Source organism: Sphingomonas qomolangmaensis (genome assembly GCF_024496245.1).
Taxonomy (GTDB): Bacteria; Pseudomonadota; Alphaproteobacteria; order Sphingomonadales; family Sphingomonadaceae; genus Sphingomonas; species Sphingomonas qomolangmaensis.
Genome location: NZ_CP101740.1, coordinates 2,172,074 through 2,197,670 on the forward strand (window position 1 = coordinate 2,172,074; position 25,597 = coordinate 2,197,670).

The 25,597-nt window shown below is 67.5% G+C and carries 23 protein-coding genes; 10 read left to right on the forward strand and 13 right to left on the reverse strand.

What is annotated here, in order from left to right:
• The first annotated feature begins 327 nt into the window (after nucleotides 1-327).
• Nucleotides 328-1,329, forward strand: coding sequence for a threonine aldolase family protein (locus NMP03_RS10220; RefSeq protein ID WP_256505266.1), 1,002 nt, complete (start codon nucleotides 328-330; stop codon nucleotides 1,327-1,329).
• Nucleotides 1,326-2,240 (forward strand): DMT family transporter, encoded by a 915-nt coding sequence (locus NMP03_RS10225; RefSeq protein ID WP_256505267.1) that lies wholly within the window; start codon nucleotides 1,326-1,328, stop codon nucleotides 2,238-2,240. Before NMP03_RS10220 ends, NMP03_RS10225 begins: the two co-directional genes overlap by 4 nt.
• Here NMP03_RS10225 and NMP03_RS10230 read toward each other — a convergent pair.
• The 3 genes from NMP03_RS10230 to NMP03_RS10240 all read right to left on the reverse strand — a co-directional run bounded on the left by NMP03_RS10230 (nucleotide 2,150) and on the right by NMP03_RS10240 (nucleotide 6,431).
• On the reverse strand, nucleotides 2,150-2,986 hold the full coding sequence (locus tag NMP03_RS10230; protein ID WP_256505268.1) for a Rossmann-fold NAD(P)-binding domain-containing protein: 837 nt from the start codon (nucleotides 2,984-2,986) through the stop codon (nucleotides 2,150-2,152). The genes NMP03_RS10225 and NMP03_RS10230 overlap by 91 nt on opposite strands.
• A gap of 149 nt (nucleotides 2,987-3,135) precedes the next feature.
• Nucleotides 3,136-4,731 (reverse strand): M28 family metallopeptidase, encoded by a 1,596-nt coding sequence (locus NMP03_RS10235; RefSeq protein ID WP_256505269.1) that lies wholly within the window; start codon nucleotides 4,729-4,731, stop codon nucleotides 3,136-3,138.
• Complete coding sequence (locus tag NMP03_RS10240) at nucleotides 4,728-6,431, reverse strand: M28 family metallopeptidase (RefSeq protein WP_256505270.1); 1,704 nt, start codon at nucleotides 6,429-6,431, stop codon at nucleotides 4,728-4,730. The genes NMP03_RS10235 and NMP03_RS10240 overlap by 4 nt, the downstream gene beginning before the upstream one ends.
• Before the next feature lie 138 nt (nucleotides 6,432-6,569).
• On the opposite strand from NMP03_RS10240, the gene pepN reads away from it, so the two are divergent.
• Nucleotides 6,570-9,164: an aminopeptidase N gene (gene pepN, locus NMP03_RS10245; protein WP_256505271.1), complete on the forward strand. Its 2,595-nt coding sequence runs from the start codon at nucleotides 6,570-6,572 to the stop codon at nucleotides 9,162-9,164.
• A gap of 139 nt (nucleotides 9,165-9,303) precedes the next feature.
• On the opposite strand, the gene NMP03_RS10250 is transcribed toward pepN, so the two are convergent.
• Nucleotides 9,304-10,932, reverse strand: a complete 1,629-nt coding sequence (locus NMP03_RS10250) for an alkaline phosphatase D family protein (RefSeq protein ID WP_256505272.1) — start codon at nucleotides 10,930-10,932, stop codon at nucleotides 9,304-9,306.
• A gap of 85 nt (nucleotides 10,933-11,017) precedes the next feature.
• Here NMP03_RS10250 and NMP03_RS10255 point away from each other — a divergent pair, with 85 nt between their 5' ends.
• Complete coding sequence (locus NMP03_RS10255; protein ID WP_256505273.1) at nucleotides 11,018-12,469, forward strand: hypothetical protein; 1,452 nt, start codon at nucleotides 11,018-11,020, stop codon at nucleotides 12,467-12,469.
• Here the strand turns inward: NMP03_RS10255 and NMP03_RS10260 are convergent.
• From NMP03_RS10260 to NMP03_RS10270, 3 genes are read right to left on the reverse strand one after another with little or no spacing between them, the layout of a single operon-like run.
• Nucleotides 12,415-13,611: a glycosyltransferase gene (locus NMP03_RS10260; RefSeq protein WP_256505274.1), complete on the reverse strand. Its 1,197-nt coding sequence runs from the start codon at nucleotides 13,609-13,611 to the stop codon at nucleotides 12,415-12,417. The genes NMP03_RS10255 and NMP03_RS10260 overlap by 55 nt on opposite strands.
• Nucleotides 13,612-13,620: 9 nt before the next feature.
• Nucleotides 13,621-14,145 carry a DUF2141 domain-containing protein gene (locus NMP03_RS10265; RefSeq protein ID WP_256505275.1) on the reverse strand — a complete coding sequence of 175 codons (525 nt, stop codon included), beginning with the start codon at nucleotides 14,143-14,145 and terminating at the stop codon, nucleotides 13,621-13,623.
• Nucleotides 14,142-15,104: a hypothetical protein gene (locus NMP03_RS10270; protein WP_319937585.1), complete on the reverse strand. Its 963-nt coding sequence runs from the start codon at nucleotides 15,102-15,104 to the stop codon at nucleotides 14,142-14,144. Before NMP03_RS10270 ends, NMP03_RS10265 begins: the two co-directional genes overlap by 4 nt.
• A 158-nt stretch (nucleotides 15,105-15,262) precedes the next feature.
• Between NMP03_RS10270 and NMP03_RS10275 the strand changes: the two genes are divergently transcribed.
• Nucleotides 15,263-16,336, forward strand: a complete 1,074-nt coding sequence (locus NMP03_RS10275) for a glycosyltransferase (RefSeq protein ID WP_256505276.1) — start codon at nucleotides 15,263-15,265, stop codon at nucleotides 16,334-16,336.
• On the opposite strand, the gene maiA is transcribed toward NMP03_RS10275, so the two are convergent.
• The 6 genes from maiA to pyrE form a co-directional block, all read right to left on the reverse strand.
• Nucleotides 16,333-16,986, reverse strand: coding sequence for a maleylacetoacetate isomerase (maiA, locus tag NMP03_RS10280; RefSeq protein ID WP_256505277.1), 654 nt, complete (start codon nucleotides 16,984-16,986; stop codon nucleotides 16,333-16,335). The genes NMP03_RS10275 and maiA overlap by 4 nt on opposite strands.
• Nucleotides 16,983-17,864: a signal peptidase I gene (gene lepB, locus NMP03_RS10285; RefSeq protein WP_256505278.1), complete on the reverse strand. Its 882-nt coding sequence runs from the start codon at nucleotides 17,862-17,864 to the stop codon at nucleotides 16,983-16,985. Before lepB ends, maiA begins: the two co-directional genes overlap by 4 nt.
• Nucleotides 17,864-18,277: a holo-ACP synthase gene (gene acpS / locus NMP03_RS10290; protein ID WP_256505279.1), complete on the reverse strand. Its 414-nt coding sequence runs from the start codon at nucleotides 18,275-18,277 to the stop codon at nucleotides 17,864-17,866. Before acpS ends, lepB begins: the two co-directional genes overlap by 1 nt.
• Before the next feature lie 157 nt (nucleotides 18,278-18,434).
• Nucleotides 18,435-19,163, reverse strand: a complete 729-nt coding sequence (locus NMP03_RS10295; RefSeq protein WP_256505280.1) for a pyridoxine 5'-phosphate synthase — start codon at nucleotides 19,161-19,163, stop codon at nucleotides 18,435-18,437.
• Nucleotides 19,160-20,233, reverse strand: coding sequence for a serine hydrolase domain-containing protein (locus NMP03_RS10300; RefSeq protein WP_256505281.1), 1,074 nt, complete (start codon nucleotides 20,231-20,233; stop codon nucleotides 19,160-19,162). Before NMP03_RS10300 ends, NMP03_RS10295 begins: the two co-directional genes overlap by 4 nt.
• Entirely contained in the window at nucleotides 20,230-20,814 is a 585-nt protein-coding gene (pyrE, locus tag NMP03_RS10305) for an orotate phosphoribosyltransferase (protein ID WP_256505282.1), read from the reverse strand. Before pyrE ends, NMP03_RS10300 begins: the two co-directional genes overlap by 4 nt.
• A gap of 193 nt (nucleotides 20,815-21,007) precedes the next feature.
• On the opposite strand from pyrE, the gene coxB reads away from it, so the two are divergent.
• The 5 genes from coxB to NMP03_RS10330 all read left to right on the forward strand — a co-directional run bounded on the left by coxB (nucleotide 21,008) and on the right by NMP03_RS10330 (nucleotide 25,587).
• The gene (coxB, locus tag NMP03_RS10310) at nucleotides 21,008-22,195 is read left to right on the forward strand and encodes a cytochrome c oxidase subunit II (RefSeq protein WP_256505283.1); all 1,188 of its coding nucleotides are present in this window, start codon (nucleotides 21,008-21,010) and stop codon (nucleotides 22,193-22,195) included.
• Between the two features lie 3 nt (nucleotides 22,196-22,198).
• On the forward strand, nucleotides 22,199-23,869 hold the full coding sequence (gene ctaD / locus NMP03_RS10315) for a cytochrome c oxidase subunit I (protein WP_256505284.1): 1,671 nt from the start codon (nucleotides 22,199-22,201) through the stop codon (nucleotides 23,867-23,869).
• A gap of 145 nt (nucleotides 23,870-24,014) precedes the next feature.
• Nucleotides 24,015-24,920, forward strand: a complete 906-nt coding sequence (locus NMP03_RS10320) for a heme o synthase (protein WP_256505285.1) — start codon at nucleotides 24,015-24,017, stop codon at nucleotides 24,918-24,920.
• A complete protein-coding gene (locus NMP03_RS10325) occupies nucleotides 24,917-25,051 on the forward strand; it encodes a hypothetical protein (RefSeq protein ID WP_256505286.1) in 135 nt (44 codons plus the stop codon). The genes NMP03_RS10320 and NMP03_RS10325 overlap by 4 nt, the downstream gene beginning before the upstream one ends.
• Before the next feature lie 50 nt (nucleotides 25,052-25,101).
• A complete protein-coding gene (locus NMP03_RS10330; RefSeq protein WP_256508096.1) occupies nucleotides 25,102-25,587 on the forward strand; it encodes a cytochrome c oxidase assembly protein in 486 nt (161 codons plus the stop codon).
• Nucleotides 25,588-25,597 lie beyond the last annotated feature (10 nt).

The following is a 25,597-nucleotide window of genomic DNA, read 5'->3' on the forward strand; positions in this document are numbered from 1 at the left end:
TTGGCTGACACCTCCCCCTGGCGGGGGAGGACCCGCGCTGACCGAGCTCCGGATCGGTCGTCGCCCAAAACCGCACGGGATGCCGCCCATCCCAAATCCTCCCCCGCCAGGGGGAGGTGGCGGGCGCTTCAGCGTCCGTCGGAGGGGGCGGATGGGGGAACCGTGGTGGGTAACACCGACGCGCACCGCCTCCCTCCTCCTCCGTCAGCCGATGGCTGACACCTCCCCCTGGCACCTCCCCCCGGCGGGGGAAGATGAGGATGGCGCTTCTCCCGCCGGCGGGAGAAGGATTATTGACCTCGCCCCGCCCGCGCTTATGGCACCGGCATGCGCTTTTTCTCGGACAACGCCGCCCCCGTTTGCCAGCCCGTGCTCGACGCGATGCTGGCGGCCAACACGCTCGACACCGCCTATGATGGCGACCGCTGGAGCAAGGCGCTCGACGGCGCGATGTCCGACCTGTTCGAAACGCAGGTCGCGTGCCTGTGGGTGCCCACCGGCACCGCGGCCAACGCGCTCGCGCTCGCGGCAATGGTGCCGCCGCACGGCGCGACGATCTGCCATGCCGAGGCGCATATCCAGGTCGACGAATGCGGCGCGCCCGAATTCTTCACCCACGGCGCCAAATTGCTGCTGGTCGAGGGCCACGGCGCCAAGCTGACCCCCGCGGCGCTTGCCGAAACGCTGGGCGGCATCCGCGACGACGTCCATCAGGTCCAGCCGCACGCGGTGTCGATCACCAACGCCACCGAATATGGCCGCGTCTACACCCCGGTCGAAGTCGCCGCGATCGCCGAGGTGATCCGTCCGCGTCGGCTCGGCCTCCACATGGACGGCGCGCGCTTCGCCAATGCGGTCGCGCATCTGGGCTGCTCGCCCGCCGAGGTCACCTGGCGCGCGGGCGTCGACGCGCTGAGCTTCGGCTTCGTCAAGAATGGCGGCATGGGGGCCGAGGCTTTGGTGTTCTTCAAGCCAGAGCTTGCCGCTGCGACCCGCTATCGCCGCAAGCGCGCAGGCCATTTCCTGTCGAAGGGCCGCTTCCTGGCGGCACAGATCCTGGCGATGCTCGAGGGCGATGTGTGGCTGGACAATGCCCGCGCCGCCAATGCCGGCGCGCAACTGCTGGCGCAGGCGGCGGGCGAGCGGCTGGTCCAGCCGGTCGAAGCGAACGAAGTGTTCCTGCGCCTCACCGCCGACGAAGCCGCCGGGCTTCGCGCGCAGGGGTTCGATTTCTATGACTGGGGCGTGGGCGAGGCGCGGTTGGTCACCGCCTGGGACCAGGGTGCCGAAATCGTCGCCCCGCTCGCGCAAGCGATCGCCGCGCTTTGAGCGAAGCCAAGCCGCAATCGACCCGGCTGACGGTCCTGATCCCCTTCGCGCTGGTCACCTTGATCTGGGGATCGACCTGGATCGTCATTCGCGGCCAATTGGGCGAGGTGCCGCCGAGCTGGTCGGTCGCCTATCGCTTCCTGATCGCCGGGGTCGTGATCCTCGGCTGGGCGGCGTTCCGGCGCGAGAAATTGTCGCTCGATGCGCGCGGCTGGCGATTTGCCGCGATGCTAGGGATGATGCAGTTCGTGTTGAACTTCAACTTCGTCTATCGCGCCGAACAGCACATCACCTCGGGACTGGTCGCGGTGGTGTTCGCGCTGCTGCTGGTGCCCAATGCGATCCTGGGGCGCATTTTCCTGGGGCAGATGCTCGGGCGGCAATTACTGATCGGATCGGCGGTCGCGATCGGCGGCATCGCGATGCTGTTCACCCACGAAGCGCGAGTCGACCCCAACAACGGCAGCGAAGTGATGATCGGCATCGTCATCACCTTGTGCGGCGTACTCTCGGCCTCGGTCGCCAACGTGATGCAGGGAACACGCACCGCCAAGGCCTATCCGATGGCGACGATGCTGGCACACGCGATGCTGATCGGCGCGGCGATCGATGCGAGCTTCGCCTGGATCACCACCGGCCCGCCGGTGTTCGACTGTTCGGCGAGCTACATCGCGGGCGTGCTGTACCTCGGTATCGTCGCCTCAGCCGTCGCGTTCACGCTGTATTTCGGGGTGCTGCGGATCATCGGCCCCGCCAAGGCGGCCTATTCGGGGGTGATCGTGCCGGTGATCGCTATGGCGCTGTCGACCGCGTTCGAGGGCTATCGCTGGTCTTGGCTCGCGGCGATCGGTGCGGCGCTGGCGCTGACCGGGCTGGTGATCGCGCTCAAGGCACGCAGGCCGAACCGGTAGTCGGGGTACGCCGGGCGCCAGCCGAGCACGCGCTTGGCCTTGCCATTGGCGACGCGGCGGTTCTCGGCATAGAAGCTGCGCCCCATCGCCGACAGGCTTTCGAGCGGGACGAAGGGCGGCGACGGCAGGCTGAGCAGCCGCGCGGCGTGTTCGATCACTTCATTCTGGCCGCAGGGATAGTCGTCGGACAAATTATACGCGCCGGCGGGGGCGTCGAAGCCCAGGGTCACGCCATGGACGATGTCGTCGACATGGACGCGGCTGAACACCTGGCCGGGCAAATCGACACGATGCGCCTCGCCCGATGCGACGCGCGTCAGCGGCGAACGGCCGGGGCCGTAGATGCCCGGCAGCCGAAACACGCGCGCGCCAAGCGCCAGCCAGTCGGCATCGGCCTGGTTGCGCGCGGGGCGGCGGCCGGTGTCGGCGGGGGTGGTTTCGTCGACCCAGGCGCCGGCTGCATCGCCATAGACCCCGGTCGAGGAGAGATAGGCAATCGTCGCGCGGCTGTCCGCCAGCGCCGCGCCGTAGGTGGTGAGGACCGGATCTGTGCCATCGGCGGGGGGCACCGACGAGAGAATATGCGTCGCGTTGGCGATCTCGAACCCCACGCGTTCGGTATCGGCGAAAGCGAGCGTGCCGTCGCGCCCGTCGCGCGTCGTACCCGCGACGCGCGCACCCTTGCCTTCGAGGTGGGCGCGCAGGCGGGCGGCGGTGTAGCCCTGGCCGAAGATCAGCAGGCGCATCTAGCCCCTCCCTGAAAGGGAGGGGGTGGGGGTGGGTCTGGTCCGGGCGATACGGAGAAGCCGCGCGCGCAGGGTGCCGTAGTGCGAGCCCCCTACCCACCCCCGGCCCCGCCCTTTCAAAGAGGGGGGAAGAAGGACGTCACCCCTCTTCATTTCGCACCACCATACAGCGTCCCGAAGAAATCGCCCTTGTTCCACACCGGCTTCGGGCCATCGGCCAGCGCCCGCGTCAGTTCGTAGTTCAGCCGCACGAAGCGCCGCGCGGCGTCCCAGTCGAAGGGCAGTTTCAGGTCGTCCGAAGGCTGGTGATAATGCTGCTCGATGAACGCCGCGGTCGCCGCCGCGCCCGGCCCCTTGGGCCCCGCATCGATCGAGACCGAGGGCACCCCCTGCTTGACGAAGCTATAGTGATCGGTGCGCACGAAGAAGGCTTCGTCGGGGGTCGGATCGGGGGTCAGCGTCAGCCCCTGCGCCTTGGCCACGCGGCCGAGCGCCGGGCCGATGCTCGACCGGTCGGCGCCATAGGCGACGATATCCTCGAACTTGTAGGTCATGATCGGCATGTCGAGATTGACGTTGGCGGCAAGGCTGGCGCGCTGCGCCGTCGGATAGCGCGCGAAATAATCCGATCCGATCAGCCCGGCTTCCTCCGCCGTCACCGCAACGAACAGGACGCTGCGCTTGGGCGGCTTGCCCGATGCGCGGAAGGATTTCGCGACCTCGAGCATCGCGGCGATGCCCATCGCATTGTCCATCGCGCCATTGTTGATCGAATCGCCGTTCACCGGATCGGTGACGCCGATATGGTCGAGATGCGCGGTGAGCACGATATGTTCGGCCTTGAGCGCAGGGTCGCTACCCTCGAGCCGGCCGACCAGATTGGCGCTGACGGTCTGCTGGAGCTCGCTGGTTTGGCGAAGCGCGATGCTCCCGGTGAGCGGCCCGGTCGGCAGCGGTCGGCTGGCTTCGTCGGCGGCGCGTATCTTCGCCCAGGCGAGCTTCGATCCGGCGAACAGCGTCGCGGCGCCGCGCTCGCTGATCGCCGCGAGCTGCGGCGCGTTCTGCGGCTGCGTGCTGCCTGCGGGCGGCGTCCACGACATCGACGGACCCGACCAGCTCTCGACGATCGCCGCGAAGTCGTAGCTCGCGCGCGTCGATCGCGATTCGATGAAGACGATTCCTACCGCACCGCGCTTGCCCGCCAGCTCGGCCTTCACGTCGCGATTGCCGTAATGCGCCGCGACCTCGCTGTTCATCCCCGGCGGGCCGCCATACATCACCGCGACGATCTTGCCGCGGACGTCGAGCCCGCGATAATCGTCGATGCCGCGTGTCGGATCGACCACGCCATAGCCAGCGAACACCATCTCGCCGCTGACGGTGCGCTCGGCCTGCGCAAGGCTCGCGCGGCCGACGAAATCGGTGCCGAGCGCCAGCACCGTCTCGCGCCCGCCGCGTGTCAGCGTCGCGCTCGCGGTTAGCGGTCGCGACGCCACCAGCGGCACCTGCTGGCGCCAGCCGCCGCGCTCGCCCGCGGGCGCCAGCCCCGCCGCCTCCATCTGCGCGATCACATAATCGGCGGCGATGTCATATTCGGGGCTGCCCGCCTGCCGCCCCTTGAACGAATCGGCAGCGAGGAACGCGACATGCGCCTTCATCGCCGCCTGGTCGGCGGGCAGCGTTTGCGCCGGCGCAATACCGCCGAGCGCGACCCCCGCCAGGACGGCGAAGCCGGTGCGGATCACTTGGCGCCATACCCCTCGTACAGCGTGCCGAAGAAATCGCCCTTGTTCCATTCGGGGCGCTCGGGCGCGTCGGCGATCTCGCGCGCGATCATGTAGTTCGCCTCGATGAAGCGCGTGCCCGATTCCCAATCGATCGCGGGCACCTGCCCCATCGAATCCGACGGCTGATGGTAATGCTTGGCGAAGAATTCATCGACCGCCGCCTTGCCTGGCCCCTTGGTGCCCGGCCACAGGAAGACCGACGGGATGCCCTGCTGGACGAAGCGATAATGGTCGCTGCGCGTGAACAGCCCCTGGTCCGGCATCGGATCGGGCGAGAAGGTGACGCCGAGCTTGGCGGCGGCGGCCTTCACATAGCCGCCCAGCGTCGAACGCTCGGCCCCGAAGGCGATCACGTCCTCGAACTTGTAGGTGATGATCGGCATGTCGAGATTGACGTTGGCGACCATCCGCTCCTTGGCGATCGAGGGATTGTGCGCGAAATAATCGGCACCGACCAGCCCTTTTTCCTCGGCGGTGACCGCCAGGAACAGGATGCTGCGCTTGGGCGGCGTGCCCGATGCCTTGAAGCGCTTGGCCTCCTCGATCATCGCCGCGATGCCGACGGCATTGTCCATCGCACCATTGTAGATGGCGTCGCCATTCTTGGGGGTGCCGACCCCGACATGGTCGAGATGCGCGGTGAGCACGACGACTTCGTTCTTGCGCTGCGGATCGCTGCCTTCGAGCATCCCCGCCACATTGTAGCTGGTGACCGGCGCGATCGTCGTCGCGAGCTCGATCGCGAGCCGACCGGGGAGTTCGACCGCCTTGAAGCGCGCGGCGGGGGTCTCGGCGGTCTTGACGACGCTTGCCCAGCTGGTGCGTGCGCCGGCGAACAGCTTTTCGGCGCCGGTCATGCTGAGCGAGCCGAGCGCGGGCGCATCGGGGGCGGCGAAGAAGCCGGTGCCGTCGGGGCGCGCCCAGGTCATCCGCGCGCTGTCATAGCTTTCGGCGAGCCGCGAGAAGGGGCGAACCTTCGCGCTGGTCGGCGATTCGAGCGTCAGATAGCCTACCGCGCCCTTGGCCTGCGCCGCCACTGCCTTGTTCGCGGCATTGCCGAAATGCGCGCGCTCCTCGCCGGGGAAGCTGGCCGGTGCGCCCGCGAAGAAGGCGACGATCTTGCCCTTCACATCGACCCCGGCATAGTCGTTGCGCTTGAAGCGCGGTGCGTCGATCCCGTAGCCGACGAACACCACCGGCGCATCGACGACGGTCTTGGCGCGCGAGGGATCGGGCGCGGGCAGATATTCCTCACCGAACACCAAGGGGGCCGCGCTGCCGCCGCGCGGGGTGTAGCGGAAGCTGCCCTTGCTCGCGGGCTTGTAGCTCACCAGCGGCACCGTCTGCAGATAGCTGCCATCGGTGCCCGCGGGCGTCAGCCCCGCCGAATAGAATTGCGACGCGACATATTGCGCGGCGACATTGTAGCTCTCGGTCCCCGCCTCGCGGCCCTGCATCGCGTCGGACGACAGGAACATCACATGCGCCTTCATCGCCGCCTGGTCGGCAGGCAGCGCCGCGTTCACCCGCGCGTTGATCGTCGCGACGCTCTCGGTCGGTGCGGCCGCAGCCGGAGCAGATGCGGGCGCCGGCGCCGTCTGGGCAAAGGCGATCGAACTCAGGGGCAGGGCAAGCAACAGTGCGGCGGTTCGGAGCATGGGCATCCTCATTGGTATCAATCGGTACGAAAGTGCAGGCGTAGCAGTCTGCCCGCCCAGCGCCAATATTGGTGGCGATGCATTTGCGCGCGCCGCTTTTCGCTAGGGCGCCGCGGCTCGCTGGATTAGGTCATTGCCATGCACGATGTACACGCCTCGCCCGCCCTGCCCCGCGTCATCCGCCGCGCCGATTATGCCGCGCCCGATTGGCTGGTGCCCGACATCGCGATGGTGATCGACCTCGACCCCGCGCAGACGCATGTCCGCACGACGATGTCGGTCACACGCAACGGCGCGCATGATCGCCCGCTGCGGCTCGACGGCGACATGATCGAACCCTCGATCGTCTGGATCGACGGGATCGAAGCCGATGCCTGGACACGCACTGGCGGGATGCTCGAAATCCCGCTGACCGGCCAGCATCACATCGTCGAGATCGAAGTGCTGCTCGCGCCCGAGCGCAACACCCAGCTGATGGGGCTCTATGCCTCGGGTGGGTTGCTGTGCACCCAGTGCGAGGCCGAGGGGTTTCGCCGCATCACCTTCTTCCCAGACCGGCCCGACGTGCTCAGCCGCTACAAGGTGCGGCTGATCGCCAACAAGGCGCGCTTCCCGGTGCTGCTCGCCAATGGCGACCCGGTCGGCACCGGCGACCTGGAAGATGGGAAACATTATGCCGATTGGGACGATCCCTTTCCCAAGCCCTGCTATCTGTTCGCATTGGTCGCGGGCGATCTGGTCGCCAATCGTACGACCTTCGTCACGCGATCGGGGCGCGAGGTATCGCTGGCGATCTGGGTGCGCGCGCCCGATCTCGCCAAGACCGACCATGCGCTCCACGCGCTCAGTACCTCGATGCGCTGGGACGAGGAGGTCTATGGCCGCGAATATGACCTCGACGTCTTCAACATCGTCGCGGTCGACGATTTCAACTTCGGCGCGATGGAAAACAAGGGGCTGAACATCTTCAACAGCCGCTACATCCTCGCCGATCCCGACACCGCGACCGATTACGACTACGACGCGGTCGCCGCGGTGGTCGCGCACGAATATTTCCATAACTGGTCGGGCAATCGCGTGACCTGCCGCGACTGGTTCCAGCTTTCGCTGAAGGAAGGCTTCACCGTCTATCGCGACCAGCAGTTCAGCGCTGATCAGGGATCGGCGGCGGTCAAGCGGATCGAGGATGTCCGCACGCTGCGCGCGGCGCAATTCCCCGAGGATTCGGGGCCGCTCGCGCATCCGGTGCGTCCCGATGAATATCAGGAAATCTCGAACTTCTACACCGCGACGATCTACAACAAGGGCGCCGAGGTCATCCGCATGATGGCCACAATGCTCGGCCGCGACCGCTTCCGCGCAGGCTCGGACCTGTATTTCGATCGGCACGACGGCACCGCCGCCACCGTCGAGGATTTCGCGCTCGCGATGGAAGACGCGGGCGAGATCGACCTCGCGCAGTTCCGCCTGTGGTATTCGCAGGCCGGCACCCCGCGCGTCACCGCCACGCTCACCCACCATGCCGGCGATGGCCGCGCGATGCTCAGCCTGCGCCAGCACGTCCCCGCCACGCCGGGCCAGCCGACCAAGCAGCCGATGGTGCTGCCGCTGCGGATCAAGCTGTTCGGCGCCGACACCGGCAAGCCGCTGGGCGAGGAACGGCTGTTCCTGCTGCGCGACGCTGCCGCCGAGATCGCGTTCGAGACGGTGACCGAAACCCCGGTGCTGTCGATCAATCGCGGTTTTTCGGCGCCGGTGGTCGTCGAGACCAACCGCACCGCCGCCGACCTCGCCTTCCTAAGCGCGCACGACGACGATCCGTTCGCGCGCTACGAAGCCATGCAGCAATTGATGCTCGACACGCTGGTGACCGCGGTGACGCACGGCCATGCCGACCACCAGGCGGTGATCGACGCGGTCCGCAACACGCTGACCGACGCCAACCTCGATTCGGCCTTCATCGCCGAAGCGGTGCTGCTGCCGTCGGACAGCTTCATCGGTGACCAGCTCGCGGTGGTCGATCCCGATGCGGTTTCGGCGGCGCGCGAGGCGCTTCGCCGCGACCTTGGCCGTGCGCTCGAGCGCGACTGGCGCGAGGCGTATGAACGCTCGCGCGCCAACCGCTTCGAATACTCCCCCGCCGCCAAGGGCGCGCGGCGACTGCGCACGGTGTCGCTCGGCTATATCGCCGCAAGCGGCGCCGCGGATGCGGCCGAGCTGGCGTTCGTCCAGTTCGAAAATGCCGACAACATGACCGACCGACAGGGCGCGCTGACCACCTTGGTCAGCTCGCACGCCGACAGCCGGATCGCCGCGCTCGACATCTTCTACAATCGCTATTCGGACAATCCGCTGGTGCTCGACAAATGGTTCTCGACCCAGGCGCTGTCGTCGCGCGACGACACGCTGGCGGTGGTCGAGGAATTGGCGCGCCACCGCGACTTCACGCTGGCCAACCCCAACCGCGCGCGCGCGCTGGTGGGGGCGTTCAGCGTCAACCAGCGCGCGTTCCACGCCGCCGACGGCCGCGGCTATCGCTTCGTCGCCGACCAGCTGATCGCGCTCGACAAATTGAACCCGCAGACCGCGGCGAAGCTGGTCCCGCCGCTCGGCCGCTGGAAGCGCTTCGACGAGGGGCGGGCTACCCTGATGCGCGGTGAGTTGGAGCGCATCCTGGCGACGCCGGGGCTAAGCAAGGACATGTTCGAGCAGGTGGCGAAAAGCCTCGACTAACCCTTCCCCCTCTCCCCTTCGGGGAGAGGGCAAGCGACCCGGCGCATGCCGGGGAAGCGCGGGAGAGGGGCAGTGAGGGAGCGCATCGCACTGCCCCTCTCCCAACCCTCTCCCCAAAGGGGAGAGGGCTTTATGCGCTTCACCCCATCACATTGCGCCCACGCCGCACCGTCGCTGTATGCCCCACGCTCGCCGCCGGCGAACGCTGGCGCACGCCGTCGACGAAGATCCATTCGTTGGTCGCGGTGTCGGGGGTCAGGCTCAGCGCCATATAGCCGCGGCGCGAGGTGTCGCACCATTTGAGCTCGGGATTGGTCGCCACCAGCGCCGCCGCGACCCGCTTGGGATCGATGCCGATCGCGCTTTCATAGCCGGGCGAGGTCACGCCGTGGCCGGCAAACTCGACCGCGGCGGGCTTGCCGTCCTGCGCCAGGTCGTACGCCCAGCCATTGTGGCTGTCGCCCGCGATCACGATCGTGCTGCCGCCATGGCGCTGCGCCGATTGCAGGAAGCGCGCGCGCGCGGCGGGATAGCCGCCCCAATTATCGAGATTGCTCGGCAGCCCCAGCTTGCTCGCCGCGACCCCGCCTTGGAAATAGGCCTTTACCCGCGCGGGGGAGTCGGCCTTGATCCAGCCCAGCGCATCCTCAGGCGCGCGCGTCTGGCCCATGATCGTGCCGAAGCCGACCACCTGCCAGCGCACCTGGTCGCGCACCGACGACGCCATCGCCGCATCGAGCCAGGCCTCCTGCGTCGATCCCATCATCGTCACCGCCGGATCCTGCCACGCGCCGTCACGGAATGCGGTGAGCGCGGCGATCGGATCGCCACCCGCCATGAACAGCGGCGCCAGTTCGGGGGGCTTGCTGCGCCCGAACAGCCGCGTCTCGGTGCGGAACAGCGTCGCCAGATTGCCGACAGCATAACTACCCCAGGGTTCGTCGCTGACCGGCAGCCATTCGCGAAACGCCTGCACCGCCGCCGCGCGCCGCGTCGCCCAGTCGCCTTCGTCGGCCTGGTGGTTTTGTGCGCCGCCTTCCCACGAATCATTGGCCGATTCGTGATCGTCCCACTGCACCACCATCGCATGGTTCTGGTGCAGCGCCTGCAGATCGGGGTCGGCACGATAGCTGGCGTAGCGCAGGCGATAATCAGCGAGCGCGACCATTTCCTTCATCGGCTGCGGAACACGATTGCCCACCACCTGCGCCGCCGCGGGATAATTGTCGGGGGCGTATTCGTAGACATAGTCGCCCAGATGAATCGTCAGGTCGATATCGTCGCGCGGCGCAGCGTGCGCATAGGCGTTGAAATAGCCGAAGCCCAGGTTCGAGCACGAGAAGATCGCCGCCTTGAACGCGCGCGTATCACCCAGCGGCAGCGTCTTGGCACGCCCGACGGGCGAGAAGCTGCCGTCGGGCGCGACGAAGCGATAATGATAGCGGGTGAAGGGCTTGAGGCCGGTGACGGTGATCTTGGCGGTATGATCGCGCCACGGCCCCGTCACCAACTCGCCGCCGCCGACGACGCGCGTGAAATCGGCGCTCTCGGCGACCTCGACGCGGAGCTTCGCCGCGCCGCCATCGGCGGGGACGTAGCGCGTCCAGAACAGCATCGCGTCGGCCGCGGGTTCGCCCGACGCCACCTTATGGGTGAAGCCACGCCCGCCGAGCACATTGGCGACCTGCGCAAACCCCGGCAGCGCAAAGGCGCCCAGGCCGAGCGTGCCGGTGAGCATGAAGGATCGGCGGTCGATGCGAATGGTCATGGTCGGGCTCCCTGTTGCGACTCTCTGTGCCTCCGGCTGATTGCGGGATCGTGACACCGCTGCGCGCCGTCGATATGCGCGGCGGATGGCGAGCATCCCCCGATCCTGGAGCCCCTCGCGCCTGCCGCGCTGGGCGGTGCTGTTGCTGGTCGCATTCGCCGCGCGGGCGGTGACGCTCGGCAACCCGATCCTGCAGGTCGACGAGCAATTCTACTTCGTCACCGCGCACGCGATGCACGGCGGCGCGCTGCCCTATGTCGATATCTGGGATCGCAAGCCGATCGGGCTGTTCCTGCTCTATCTGCCCGCTGCCGCGCTGGGCTGGCCCAATGGCATCGTCGCCTACCAGATCCTAGCGCTGGCGGCGGCGGTGGGGACCGCCTTCGTGATAGCGGTTCTCGCCGATCGAGCCGGTTGGCGACGCGGCGCGCTCGCGGCGGCGATCCTGTATATACTGTGGCTTAACTTTGCCGAGGGCCAGGGCGGCCAGTCGCCCGTCTTCTACAATTTGCTGGTGGTTGGCGCGGTCGCAGTGCTTGCTAGCAGCGCTACGCGCCCGCGCGCGCTTGGCGCGATGCTGCTGCTCGGATTGGCGATCCAGATCAAATATAGCGTCGTCTTCGAAGGCGCCGCGCTGGGATGCTGGGTGCTGTGGCAGCGCCGCCGCGATGGTGCGCTGGCGGTCGCCGGCCTGGCGGCCGCGATGATCGCGCTCGCGGTCGCGCCGACCGCGGCCGCATGGCTGTGGTACGCGCGGGCGGGGCAGTCGGAGGCGTTCCTCTACGCCAATTTCCTGTCGATCCTGGCGCGCAGCCGCGATCCGATCGCCGAACAAGCGGGCAATTTCGCGTTCGTCGCGGTCATCCTGGCGCCGTTGCTGGTGCTCGCCTGGCTCGGGCGACGCGGCGGCAACGCGGTGGCGGGGCTGCTCCACTTGTGGCTGCTGGCAGCGCTCGCCGGATTGTTCGCGTTCGGCGGCTGGTACGATCATTATGCGCTGCCGGTGATCGCCGCCGCCTGCGCCTGCGCTGCGGGATTTTTCGCCGGCGATCGGCGGACGCCGCGCGCCACCGCGATCTTCCTGGTGGCGTTGTTCATCGGCGGCCAGGGAATTCTGCTGTTCAAGCGGCACGAGCGCGGGTCCGCCGCGCAGTTCGCGGCGATCGCCGACGCGGTAGGACCCGGCCCGGGCTGCCTGCTGGTCTATTCGGGGGCGACGATGCTGTATCCCGCCACCGGGCGCTGCCGGACGAGTCACCTGGTCTTCCCGAGCCATTTCAGCCGCACCCGCGAGCGTGGTGCGGTCGGCATCGATCAAGCCGCGGCCTTGGCGGCCGCGCTCGCGATGCGGCCCGAACGGATCGTCGCCGATACCGGCTATCGCGGCGAACGCCCCGCGATCCGTCGCCAATTGAATGCAGCGCTCGCGCGCGATTACGTGACGCTCGGCGCGTTCGCGCTGGGGCGCAAGACCCTGGTCGTCTACGCCCCGGCGGGCAGCGCCGACCCTGCCCGTCGCCGATCGACCAGCTCCTGATAATAGGCCATCAGGTCGCGCGCATGGTCGACATCGGTGCGGACATGATCGGCGGCCGCGACCGCCGCGGCGCGAAGCACTTTTTGGTCGCGCGCGAACATCCGGTGGATCGCCTCGGTCGCCGATTTCGTATCGCGCGCGCGATAGGTTTCGGCGAACGCAGGCTCGGCGATCTCGAAGCAACCGCCCTCGTCGGGGACGATCATCGGCAGCCCCGACGCCAGCGCCTCGGCAGCGACCAGCCCGAACGGCTCCATATCCGAGCCATGGATCAGCGCGTCGCAGCTCGCGAGCACGCGGGTGAAGCGATCGCGATCGTACATCGGGCGGAACAGCCGGATATGCGGGCTGTCGGCGACCCGCTTGGCCAGCGCGTTGCGCTCGGGGCCATTGCCCAGCAGGATCAGGCCGACGGGCAGGTCGGCGCCCGCGCGCTCGACCGCGTCGATCACCAGCGGCCAGCGCTTCTCGGGATGATGCCGCCCCAGCCCGATCAGCAAATGCCCCTCGGGCGGCAACCCGCATTGCGCGAGCAGCGCCGCGCGCAGCGTCTCGTCGCGCAGGCTGGGCGAGAACGAGCCGCGCTGGATTCCCAGCGGCATCGATGCGTCGACGCGCAGCCCGCGCGCGCGGTTACGCTTGGCAAGCGCGGGGCCATTGGTGACGAAGGCGTCGTACAGCCGCAGGAAGCGTTCGTACCGGTTGGTGTACCAGGTAAAGGCGCGCTCGATCCGCTCGGGGCTCGCCATCCCCTCGAACCAGCGCAGCGGATAGGCCGCCATATTGTCGTTGTGCGCGAAGAACACCTTCACCGCATCGCCCTGCCACTCTCCGACAAAAAAGGCGGGGCGCCACGGCGAGCTGGTCTCGACCACGTCGGGCTGGAGCTGGTCGAGCAGGGGGATCACCCCCTCGCCATCGCGGAACATGCAATAATTGCGGTCGAGCAGCAGCGGCAGCGCCTTGACCCAGAAGATCCGCCCGCCGCCGGGGCGCTCCTCGACCCAATCGTCCTGCGCGGTCGGCGCGATCACGATCAGCTCATGCCCCAGATCGGCCATGATCCCCATCTTGCGATCGAGATAGGTGCGAACCCCGCCGCCGGTGGGCGAGTAGAATTCGTTGACGTCGACGACGCGCATCGAGCTGGCTTAGCTGTCGCTGGGGGCGAAGCCGCCGAGCCCGCGCAGATATTGCGCGCGGATGTTGGTCGCGGTCACGCCGTTGCCGACGTCGATCACCGCTTGGGTGACCTTGGGACGGCTCCGCCCCAGCCGCTTGTTGCTGGGAAAGCCCGCGCCGTCCTTCCAGAAATTGAACTTGTTCTTGCCGTCGCGATCATGGGTGAACAGGATCGCATAGCGCCCCGCGCGCGGGGTGCGGATACACAGGCTGACCGCGCCATTGGCGGGGGTATCGGCCCAGACGCGGCGAAACACCTTGCCCTCGGCGAGCAGGTCGCGATCGTCCTTCAGGAAATCGGCCTCGTTTGCGGGATATAGCTCGAGCTTGAGGCGTCCGGTGCGGTCCTTCAAGCCCGTCACGTTGACACGGATCGCCGGGCCGCCGTTGCCGGTGCAGGCCTGCCGATCGCTACCAAGGATTTCGGCTTGCGCAAAAGCGGGGTTCACCGCCGCGACGGCGATTGCCGTCGCCAATAGAGTCTTCGCGATCATCGCGGGTTCCTAATCAAAGCATGGATGCCGAAGAGCCCGATCAACACGCCGTGGAGCAGCAATACCATCGCTGCGGTAACGGCGATCAGTTCGGACAGTGCTTCGCCTTGCCCTATTAAAATAATCGCGAAGTTGGCGAAAAGAAGGTCCTTGTTGGGCACCAATGGCAGGCGCGATACCAGCAGCCGCCCCGCGGCCAGGAACAGCCACATCCCCACCGACACGTCGGGCATCGCGAAATGCCAGGCCAGCCCGATCATCGTCGAGCCCACCAGCAGCCGCAGGCAATGGACGCCGAACACCCACCAAAGGGTCGGCCGCGGCAGCGAAAACACGCGGCGCGAGAAGAGCAAGAACGGCAGCGATGTCGCGACGATGACCGCCGCCGACCCGAGCAACGTCTCGAACTGGTTCTCGGTCAGCAAGGTCGCGCCGAACGGCAGCGCCAGCCCGATCATCAGCAAGGTGATGCCGTTGCCCGCGATCGCCGACAGGATCGTCACGTCCTTGACCGCGCCGAAGGGCGCCGCGACCATCTTCATCCGCGCGCGCGCCCAGGCATAGAAATACGCCTCGCCCGAATAGCCGATCACCACTTCGTTCGCGATCCGCTTCTTGTGGAGCGCCATCATCCCTTCGAGCGGAATCCCCCACAAACGGCGGAAGATCACATAATCGAAGGTGGGCGGCGACATGTAGAGAATCAGGAATGCGATGTAAAAGCCCGGATGCGTCGGCACCGCCTGTTGCAGCGCCGCCAGCCCCTCGCCGAACAATTCGAAGCCCAGCCCGACGATCATCGCCAGGCTGAGCGCGGCGCCGAGGATTCGCGGCCAGCGCCGCTTGATCGTCTCGATCGGCTGGAGCGAATCGAGTTCGGGGACCGAAATCAGCGGCGGCTCTACCGCGGGCGCGGCTGCTGCGTAGGACGACGAGGCGCGGTAATCTGAATGCTTCACGTGGAGGTTGATCCGCGGCTCAAAAGGAAGTCCAATGCCGCTGGCCCCGTAGCAGGTCGGCGGATACGCAAGCAAACTGGCCGTCAATGCGGCCTTTACGCCGCACATTGCGGTTTCTTGATGGACGATTTGGGCAGTCTCAAGGCAGGACGCAACCCATGCCCACTCCGACCGCCTTGCATATCGCCTCGTTCGTCCAGACTCTCGCCGGCGGCGGTGTCGAGCGCGCCTTGCTGCGAATGGCCGATGGCTGGACCGCGCGCGGCCACCGCGTTACGCTGATCGCAGGCGATCTGACCGGGCCGCTGCGCCCCGAACTACCTGAAAAGGTGGAGATCGTGGCGGCGCGGGGGGCGGGCTATCGCGACCTGATACGCGCCGCGCGCGGCATCGACGCGCTGCGCGCCGACATCGTCTTCTGCCCGGGCAATCATTATACCGCGATCGCGCTTGCATCCCGCAGCGGGACTCGCGCGCCGATCGTCAGCAAGCTGTCGAACGCGCTTTCGGGGATTCACCGCCCGCCGATCGCGTGGGGTAACGCCGCCTGGCTGTGGCTGCAGCCGCGCTTCATCGATCATCTGGTGGCGATGACCCCCGCGATGGCGGCCGAGGCGCAGCGCGCGATGCGGATGCCCGCGAATCGCATCTCGGTGATCGCCAACCCGCCCGCGCGCGCTCGGGGCGACGCGAAGCCGGTGCCGCTTCCGGCCGGGCGCTTCGTGCTCGGAGTCGGGCGTCTCGCGCCGCAAAAGCGCTGGGACCGGCTGATCGCCGCGCTCCCCCGCCTCGCCGATCAGGATGTCGCGCTGGTGATCCTGGGCGAAGGCCCGATGCGGGTGGCGCTTTCCGAACAGGCGGCGCGGCTCGGCGTCGCCCACCGCGTCCACCTGCCGGGCCACGCCGCCGACCCGCTGCCCGCAATGGCGCGCGCGGCGGTGGTCGCGCTGACCTCGGAGCATGAAGGCGTGCCGGGCGTGCTGCGCGAGGCGATCGCGCAAGGCACCCCGGTAGTCTCGACCGATTCGAGCGTGGCGATCCCCGAGCTGATTACCTCGCCCACGCTGGGGACGATCGTCGCGCGTGACGACGAAGCGGCGCTGGTGGTGGCGCTCGATGCGTGGCTTTCGCCCCTGGCGATTCGCCCGACGCCGAGCGCGGCGGGCGACGACGATCCGGTCGGCGACTATCTCGCGCTGTTCGGCCGGCTGACCGCGGCGCGGCGCGCTTAAGCCGCCGGCTGCACCCGATCGGGATGCGCCGCCGCGACCGCATCGATCGCCGCCATCACCGAATCGATCGCCACCAGTCGCGGATACGGCGTCACATCCAGCTCGAGCCGCCGCGCGTTGAACATCTGCGGCACCAGGCAGACATCGGCGATGCCCGGCGCCTCGCCCCCCAGAAAGCGCGCATCGCCCGCCATCTGCTCGAGCGCGGCGAACCCCTCGGCTACCCAGTGGCGATACCAGTCGTCGCGCGCCGCCTGCTCGGCGCCGAGCGCGCTGCCCAGATAGCGCAGCACGCGCAGATTGTTGAGCGGGTGGATGTCGCACGCGATCAGCAGCGCGCGCTCCATCGCCCGCGCCCGCGCGAACGGATCGGCGGGGTACAAAGCGGGTGCCGGATGCGCGCTTTCGAGCCATTCGATGATCGCCAGGCTCTGCCCCAGCATCCGCCCATCGGGCAGTTCGAGCGCGGGGACGAAGCCCTGCGCGTTGCGCGCCAGATGCTGGGGGCTGCGCTGGTCGCCCTTCACCAACGAAACGTCGTGCCGGCGATAGGCGACGCCTTTCAGGTTCAGCGCGATGCGGACGCGATAGCTCGCCGACGATCGGAAATAATCGTGGAGCACATAACCCGAAGCCGCCGCGCCGTTCACTCGGCGTCGGCCCGGTCGGGATGCAGCGACGCGCCGGTGCGGCTCGGGCGAAGCGACTGCCACCAGGTCAGCGGGTTGAGCGTCGCGCTGCCGTCGAGCGAGAAGGTGACGAATTCGGCACGCCCGCCGATATTCTCCCACGGCACCGGCCCGCCCAGCCCGTTTTCCTCGACCCCGAAGCGGCTGTCGGCGCTGTTGTCGCGATTGTCGCCCATCAGGAAGACATGGCCGTCGGGAATCTCGACCGGCGCGAAATTGTCGCCGCGGGTATAGCCCATGTCGATCGTGTCGTAGCTGGCGCCGTTGGGCAGCGTCTCGCGGAAGATCGCGACGCGGCAATAATGCGCGCCGTCCTCGCCGCTCACCAGCGCGTCGGGATAATGCATCGCCTCGCAGCGCGTATTGGCATCGACCGGGATCAGCCGGTGGCCTGCGGCTTGGCGCTCGACCGCGACATCGTTGAGGAAGATGGTGCCGCCGCGCACTTCGAGCACGTCGCCGGGCAGGCCGATCACGCGCTTGATATAATCGGTGCGCGATCCCGGCGGCGAGACGATCACGACGTCGCCGCGCTCGGGCATCGATCCGAACAGCCGCCCCGAAATGAAGGGCAGCAGATGGAAGGTCGGCGAGATGAACGAATAGCCATAGGGATATTTGGTCACCACCAGCCGGTCGCCCACCAGCAATCCGGGCATCATCGATTCCGACGGGATGTAGAATGGCTTGGCGATCAGGCTGTGGAAGCCCAGCACCGCCAGGATCAGCCAGAAAATGCCCTTCACCTCGCCCCACCAATCGGTGCCGCTGGCGCTGCGCTTTTCGGGGGCGGCCACCGGCTCGCTCTTCGGGTCCAGCGCCAAGTCTTCCGCCGCCATCAGTTCGTCTTCTCCATGGGCACCGCTTCGATGATCACGAAGGCCTGCGCCCATGGGTGGTCGTCGGTAAGCGTCAAATGCACCGCCGCGACGTGGCCCGCCGGGGTGATGGCGTCAAGTCTCGCCCGGGCGCCGCCGGTCAGCACCAGCGTCGGCGCGCCCGAGGGGGCATTGACCACGCCGATGTCGCGCATGAACACCCCGCGCTTGAACCCGGTGCCCACCGCCTTCGAAAATGCCTCCTTGGCGGCGAAGCGCTTGGCGAGCGTGCCCGCGCGCGTCAGCGGCCGCCGCGCCGCCTTGGCCTGTTCGGCCTGCGTGAACACGCGATCGAGGAAACGCTGGCCGAAGCGGGCCACCGACGCCTCGATCCGCTCGATATTGCAGAGGTCCGAACCCAGGCCGAGGATCACAACCAATCCTCCCCGAGCTCGCTCGGGGAGGGGGACCGCGCCCGCAGGACGTGGTGGAGGGGCAAAGCCACGAGCGGTGCGCCCGCGGCGTTCCCCTCCACCATGCTGCGCATGGTCCCCCTCCCCGAGCGAGCTCGGGGAGGATTTGCCGTCCCCATCACCGCGCCTCGTCCATCAGCGCGCGCATCCGCTGCACCACCGCGCCCAGGCCGTCGAAGATCGCCTCGCCGATCAGGAAATGCCCGATGTTGAGCTCGCGCACCTGCGGGATCGCGGCGATCGGGGTGACGTTGTCGAAAGTCAGCCCGTGTCCGGCATGCACCTCGATCCCGTTCTTCGCCGCCAGCGCCGCGGCATCGGCGATCCGCCGCAGCTCGGCCACCTGCGCCTCGCCCGCCAGCTCGCAATACAGCCCGGTATGCAGCTCGACCACCGGCGCACCCAGCCGCACCGCGGCGTCGATCTGCCGCGCCTCGGGCTCGATGAACAGCGACACGCGCGATCCGTTGGCGGCGAGCCTCTCGACCATCGGCGCGAGCAGGTCGAACCGCCCCGCCGCGTCGAGCCCGCCCTCGGTGGTGCGCTCCTCGCGCTTTTCGGGGACGATGCACACCGCGTGCGGGCGATGGCGCAGCGCGATCCCGAGCATTTCGTCGGTCGCTGCCATCTCGAGGTTGAGCGGCACCGTCAGCTCGGCGACCAGCCGCGCGATATCGTCGTCGGTGATGTGGCGCCGGTCCTCGCGCAGATGCGCGGTGATCCCGTCGGCCCCCGCCTGCGCCGCCAGCAGCGCGGCGCGCACCGGGTCGGGATAGCCGCTGCCGCGCGCGTTGCGCACCGTCGCGACGTGGTCGATATTTACGCCAAGGCGAAGCACGTCGGTCATCGACACGCCGTTGCCGCCAACAGATCGTGGCTCAGTCCCTTGCCCTGCCATATCTCGCCGAACTCCAGTTTTTCATCATCGGTGAACAGGATCACGATCCGATCGACATCGGGCAGGATGATGTTGCGCACCTGATAGCGACCGATGCCGCCGCGTCGCTCGACGATGCGCACCGGCTTGCTACACCCTTTGAGCGGTGCGTCGAACACCCATTGCGCCAGCGCCATATAGCCGAGCGCCGGGTCCCCCGCCCACATCGCCTGGCGCGCCGCGGGCGACATCAGCGTGCCCGCGGCCAGCGCGCGGTCGATCGCCAGCAGATCGGCGCCGGTTCCCGCCAATCCGCCCGCCGCGCCATAGCGCTCGAACGAAACCGCATAGCCCGGTGGCAGCGGCCTGGCGAAATCGGGCAGCCCATCGGCGCCCGCGTCGACGTAGCGCGTCCCGGCCAGCGCCAACGGCTTGGCCAGGCCTTCATCGAACAATGCCGCCAATGTCTTGCCGCTGACGCGTTCGAGCGCCGCGGCCAGCACGATCGAGTCACAATTGTTATACGCCCAGTCACCACCCGGGGCCTTGCGATCGGCGAGGCACCAGTCGAGCCCGGTCGGGCCGGTCGAATAGAAGCCAGGATCGCCGGCTGCATCGATCGGCGAATCGTCCGGGTTGCGGAGCCCCGAACGGTGCTGCAGCAACTCGCGGATCGTCGGTGCGATGCCGCCGCCTTTCAGCGCGGGCAGATAGGCGTCGACGGTGGCGTCGAGCGCGACCCTGCCGGCATCGACCTGCTGCATCGTCAGGATCGCGAGCACCTGCTTGCTCACCGATGCCCATGGCCAGCGCTGTTGGTCGGTCGCGCGCGGGTGGCACAAGGTGATCGCGGTGCCGGCAGCGGGCGCGCATTTGGCGCGCGGCGTCTGCCACAATATACGATCCTTGGTCGCCACCATTGCGAACCCCGAAAACCCGCCCGCCTTCAGCGCAGCGGCGATGGCAGGCTCGTCGGGCGGAGGCGTCTGCGCAGGGGCCGCAAGCGCCAGCATCGCGGCCAGCGCCGCCAGCGCGGTCATGGCGCCGCCCGGCTACCCGGCTTGATCGCGGGAATCGCCGCCAGCTCGGGGGGGAGCTCGGCGGGGTCGTAGCTGGGCACGTCGAGCCGGATCAGCGGGAAGAAGGGAACCCCCAGATCAGCCGCGCCGTTCGACCGATCGACGAGCGAGGCAGCGGCGATCACCGCGCCGCCCGCGCGCCCGATCGCCGCGATCGCCTCGCGCGACGACAGGCCGGTGGTGACGACGTCCTCCATCATCAGCACGCACTGCCCGGGGATCAGGCGAAAGCCGCGGCGGAGTTCGAACACCCCCTCGGGCCGTTCGAGGAACATCGCCTCGACCCCCAGCGCGCGGCCCATTTCGTGGCCGGCGATCACCCCGCCCATCGCGGGCGACACCACCACTTCGATTCGTCGGCGAACGTCGTCGGGGAGCGCGCGCACCAGCGCCTCGGCCAAGCGCGCACCGCGCGCCGGATCCATTAGCACCCGCGCGCATTGTAGATAGCGGGACGAACGCAGTCCCGAGGAGAGAATAAAATGCCCCTCGAGCAGCGCCTCGGCAGCGCGGAACTCACCCAGAATCTCGTCTTCGGTCATGCGCTTCCCGGTTTGTTTGAAGGCGCACAGAATAGGCTTGGGTGCGCTGCATCGCAACCATGGGCCAAAAACCGGGTGTGACAAGCTTGAGACAAGCGGCATCCATGCGTATAGGCCAGCCGCAAACGACCGACGGGTGGTTACAAGCGCGCGATTGGGCGCGGCTCGGCTAGGATGACCTGAGACAATGCGGATGAACGGGTTCAAGACGATTTTGGTTGCGGCGGGGCTGGCATGCGCCGGCACTGCCATCGCACAGGAAGCGGTCCCCGCCGCTCCGGTAAGCGCGCCTGCTGCGGCGCAACCCGGCACTCCCGCCACTACCGGCCCCGATAGCGAATCGGCCGTCACCGCTACTGCCGCCGAGGCAGCCTCACCAGCCGACCCCACGCTGAACGCCGATGGTTCGCCCCGGCTGATCCCCGCCGACGGAATCGGCCAGCCGACCAACCGCTCGATCGGCATCCAACCGCAGGTGACCGACCTTGGCGACGACGCCAAGTGGTTCCACAACGTCATCCTCGTGCCGGTGATCACGATCATCTCGCTGTTCGTGCTCGGGCTGCTGGTGTGGGTGGTGATCCGCTATCGCCGCGCCGCCAATCCGGTGCCGTCGAAGACGTCGCACAACACGATGATCGAAATCGTGTGGACCGCGGCCCCGGTGATCATCCTGGCGCTGATCGCGATCCCCTCGATCCGCCTGCTGGCTGCGCAGTATGAGCCTGCCCCCGCCAACGCCATCACGCTGAAGGCGATCGGCAACCAATGGTATTGGAGCTACGAATACCCCGACCATGGCGGCGTCGCGATCACCGCGAACATGCTCAAGGAGCAAAGCGAGGTCGAGGCCGGCCAGCGTTTCCGCACCCCCGCCGACGGCCCGCGCCTGCTGGCGGTCGACAACCGTATCGTCCTGCCCGTTGGCGTGCCGATCCGGCTGATCACCACCGCCAACGACGTGATCCACAGCTGGGCGATGCCCGCCTTCTGGATCAAGATGGACGCGGTCCCCGGCCGGCTGAACGAGACGAGCTTCACCATCCGCGAGCCCGGCCTGTATTTCGGCCAGTGCTCCGAACTGTGCGGTTCGCGCCACGCCTTCATGCCGATCGCGGTCGAAGCGGTCTCGCCCGAGGTGTTTGCGCAGTGGATCCGTGCCAAGGGCGGCGCGATGCCCGGCCAGGGCGCCGCTCCCGCAGCGCAGGTACCAACCGGTTCGGCGGGCTCGATCCCGACCGAGGCCGGTGCCGACGCCGGCGACGATACCACGGCTCCCGACAATGCAACCGGCCCGACGGTGGACGCGACCACCCAGGCCCCGACGACGACCCAGGCTGCGAGCGGCAACGCCGGCGGCCTCGGCAATGTGGACCAGTAAGCCATGACCGACACCGCCCTCAACCCAAGCGCCTTCCAGGCGCACCACGATCATGCGCCTCACGGTGATGCGCATGACCATCCCGGCTTCTTCGCGCGTTGGTTCATGTCGACCAACCACAAGGACATCGGCACCCTCTATTTGATCTTCGCGATCGTCGCCGGCCTGATCGGTGGCGCGATTTCGGGGCTGATGCGGATGGAGCTCGCCGAGCCGCAGATCCAGTATCTGCCGATGTGGGCGACGATGCTCGCGGGCGGCGACGTCCAGAGCTTCGACCAGTCGCTCCAGCTGTGGAACGTGCTGATCACCGCGCACGGGCTGATCATGGTGTTCTTCATGGTCATGCCCGCGATGATCGGCGGCTTCGGCAACTGGTTTGTCCCGATCATGATCGGTGCGCCCGACATGGCGTTCCCGCGCATGAACAACGTGTCGTTCTGGCTGCTGATCCCCGCCTTCTCGCTGCTGTTGGCTTCGCCCTTCTTCGGGTCGGGCGCAGGCACCGGCTGGACGGTCTATGCACCGCTGTCGACCTATGGCCATCAGGGCCCCGCGGTCGACATGGCGATCCTGTCGCTGCACATCGCCGGCGCCTCGTCGATCCTCGGCGCGATCAATTTCATCACCACCATATTCAACATGCGCGCACCCGGCATGACGCTGCACAAGATGCCGCTGTTCGTGTGGTCGGTGCTGGTCACCGCCTTCCTGCTGCTGCTCGCGCTGCCGGTGCTCGCTGCGGCGATCACGATGCTGCTGACCGACCGTAACTTCGGCACCACCTTCTACGATCCCGCCGGCGGCGGCGATCCGGTGCTGTACCAGCATCTGTTCTGGTTCTTCGGCCATCCCGAAGTCTACATCATGATCCTGCCGGGCTTCGGCATCGTCAGCCAGATCGTCGCGACCTTCAGCCGCAAGCCCGTCTTCGGCTATCTCGGCATGGCCTATGCCATGGTCGCGATCGGCGTCGTCGGCTTCGTCGTTTGGGCGCACCACATGTTCACCACCGGCCTGTCGGTGAACACCAAGATGTACTTCACCGCCGCGACGATGGTCATCGCGGTCCCCACCGGCATCAAGATCTTCTCGTGGATCGCGACGATGTGGGGCGGGTCGATGACGTTCAAGACCCCGATGCTGTGGGCGATCGGCTTCATCTTCATGTTCACCGTCGGCGGTGTGACCGGCGTCGTCCTCGCCAATGGCGGCGTCGACGATTACATGCACGACACCTATTATGTGGTTGCACATTTCCACTATGTGCTGTCGCTGGGTGCAGTGTTTGGCCTGTTCGCAGGCTTCTATTACTGGTTCCCCAAGATGTCGGGGCGGATGTACAACGAGCTGCTCGGCCAGCTGCACTTCTGGGTGTTCTTCGCGGGCGTGAACATCATGTTCTTCCCGATGCACTTCCTGGGCCTGCAGGGCATGCCGCGCCGCTACCCGGATTACCCCGACGCCTATGCATATTGGAACCAGATCGCCAGCTTCGGCTATCTGATCATGGCGGTCGGCATGGTGATCTTCTTCGTGAACATCTTCTGGTCGCTGTTCGCGGGTAAGAAGGCAGAGGGCAATCCGTGGGGCGAAGGCGCTACGACGCTCGAATGGACCCTTTCGAGCCCGCCGCCGTTCCATCAGTTCGAGACGCTGCCCAAGATCGATTGACGATCAATCCCCCTCCCGCTTGCGGGAGGGGCGCTTAGAATTTCCCCTCCCGCAAGCGGGAGGGGTTAGGGGAGGGCCTGTACGGGGCGCCTCCCCCCATACCCTCCCCCTACCCCTCCCGCAGGCGGGAGGGGGGAAGAAGAACATGACCGCCGCAACCGTCACGACCCCGATCGCCGCCGACTGGCGCGACTTCCTCGCGCTTACCAAGCCGCGCGTGCTCAGCCTGGTCGTCTATACCGGACTTTGCGGGCTGCTGGCGGCTCCCACGACGATCCACCCGGTCATCGGCTTCACCGCGATCCTGTGCATCGCGCTCGCCGCGGGTGCCGCGGGCACGCTCAACCAATGGTATGAGGTCGATCTCGATTCGCGGATGAAGCGCACCGCCAAGCGGCCGCTGCCCGCCGGCCGGATGGACCGCGACACCGCGCTGCAGTTCGGCGTCGGCCTGTCGATCTTCTCGGTCGTCCTGATGGGGCTGGCGGTGAACCTCGTCGCCGCCGCGATCCTCGCCGTCTCGATCCTCTTCTACGTCCTCGTCTACACCGTGTGGCTCAAGCGCCGCACCCCGCAGAACATCGTCATCGGCGGCGCCGCGGGTGCCTTCCCGCCGATGATCGGCTGGGCCGCCGCCACCGGCGACGTCACGCTGATGCCGATCCTGTTGTTCGCGATCATCTTCCTGTGGACCCCGCCGCATTTCTGGGCGCTCGCGCTGTTCGTCGAGACCGATTACGCCAATGCCGGGGTGCCGATGCTCCCCGTCGTCGCGGGTGAGCGCGTGACGCGCCAGCATGTCGGGCTCTACACCATTCCGATGGCGGCGGTGGCGATCGCGCCCTGGCCGCTAGGCTTCACCGACTGGATCTACGGCACCGTCGCGGTGGCGACGACCGCGATCTTCGCCGTGCTGGCGCTGATCGTGACGATGCGCACCAGCCAGCCCGGCGACGGCATGACGCCTGAGAAGAAGCTGTTCAAATTCTCGATCCTCTATCTCTTCATCCTTTTCGGCGCGTTGGTCGTCGATGCACAGGTATTCGCATGACCCCCGACGACGAGAAGCTGATCCGCAAGCGCCAGCGATCGCGCGCGCTGGTGCTCGCGCTGATCCTCGGCGGGTTCGTCGTGCTGATGTACGCCATCAGCATCATCAAGATGGGGAATGCGACCTCGTGATCGACCGCAACATCCGCACCGCATTGATCGCCACCGCGGGCGTCGTCAGCATGACCGGCGTCGGCTTCGCGAGCGTCCCCCTCTATCGCATGTTCTGCCAGGCGACCGGCTTCGGCGGCACGACGCAGCGCGCGAACGCCGCCCCCGGCGCGACGACCGGCCAGCAGATGACGGTCGCGTTCGACAGCAACACCAGCAACGCGCTGCCGTGGCGCTTCTCGCCCGACCAGCGGAGCATGAAGGTGTCGCTGGGCGAGCGCGAGATGGCGTTCTTCACCGCGAAGAACAATTCGGACAAGCCCGTCACCGGCACCGCGACGTTCAACGTCACGCCCGCGCAGGCGGGCAAATATTTCAGCAAGATCCAGTGTTTCTGCTTCACCGAGCAGACGCTCCAGCCCGGCGAGGAAATTCGGATGCCGGTGGTGTATTTCGTCGATCCGGCGATCGCCACCGACCCCGATGCCCGCTCGGTGCAGGAAATCACGCTCTCCTACACATTTTACCCGGTGGATTCCGCGAAGGCCGCAAGCTAGAGCGATCGCA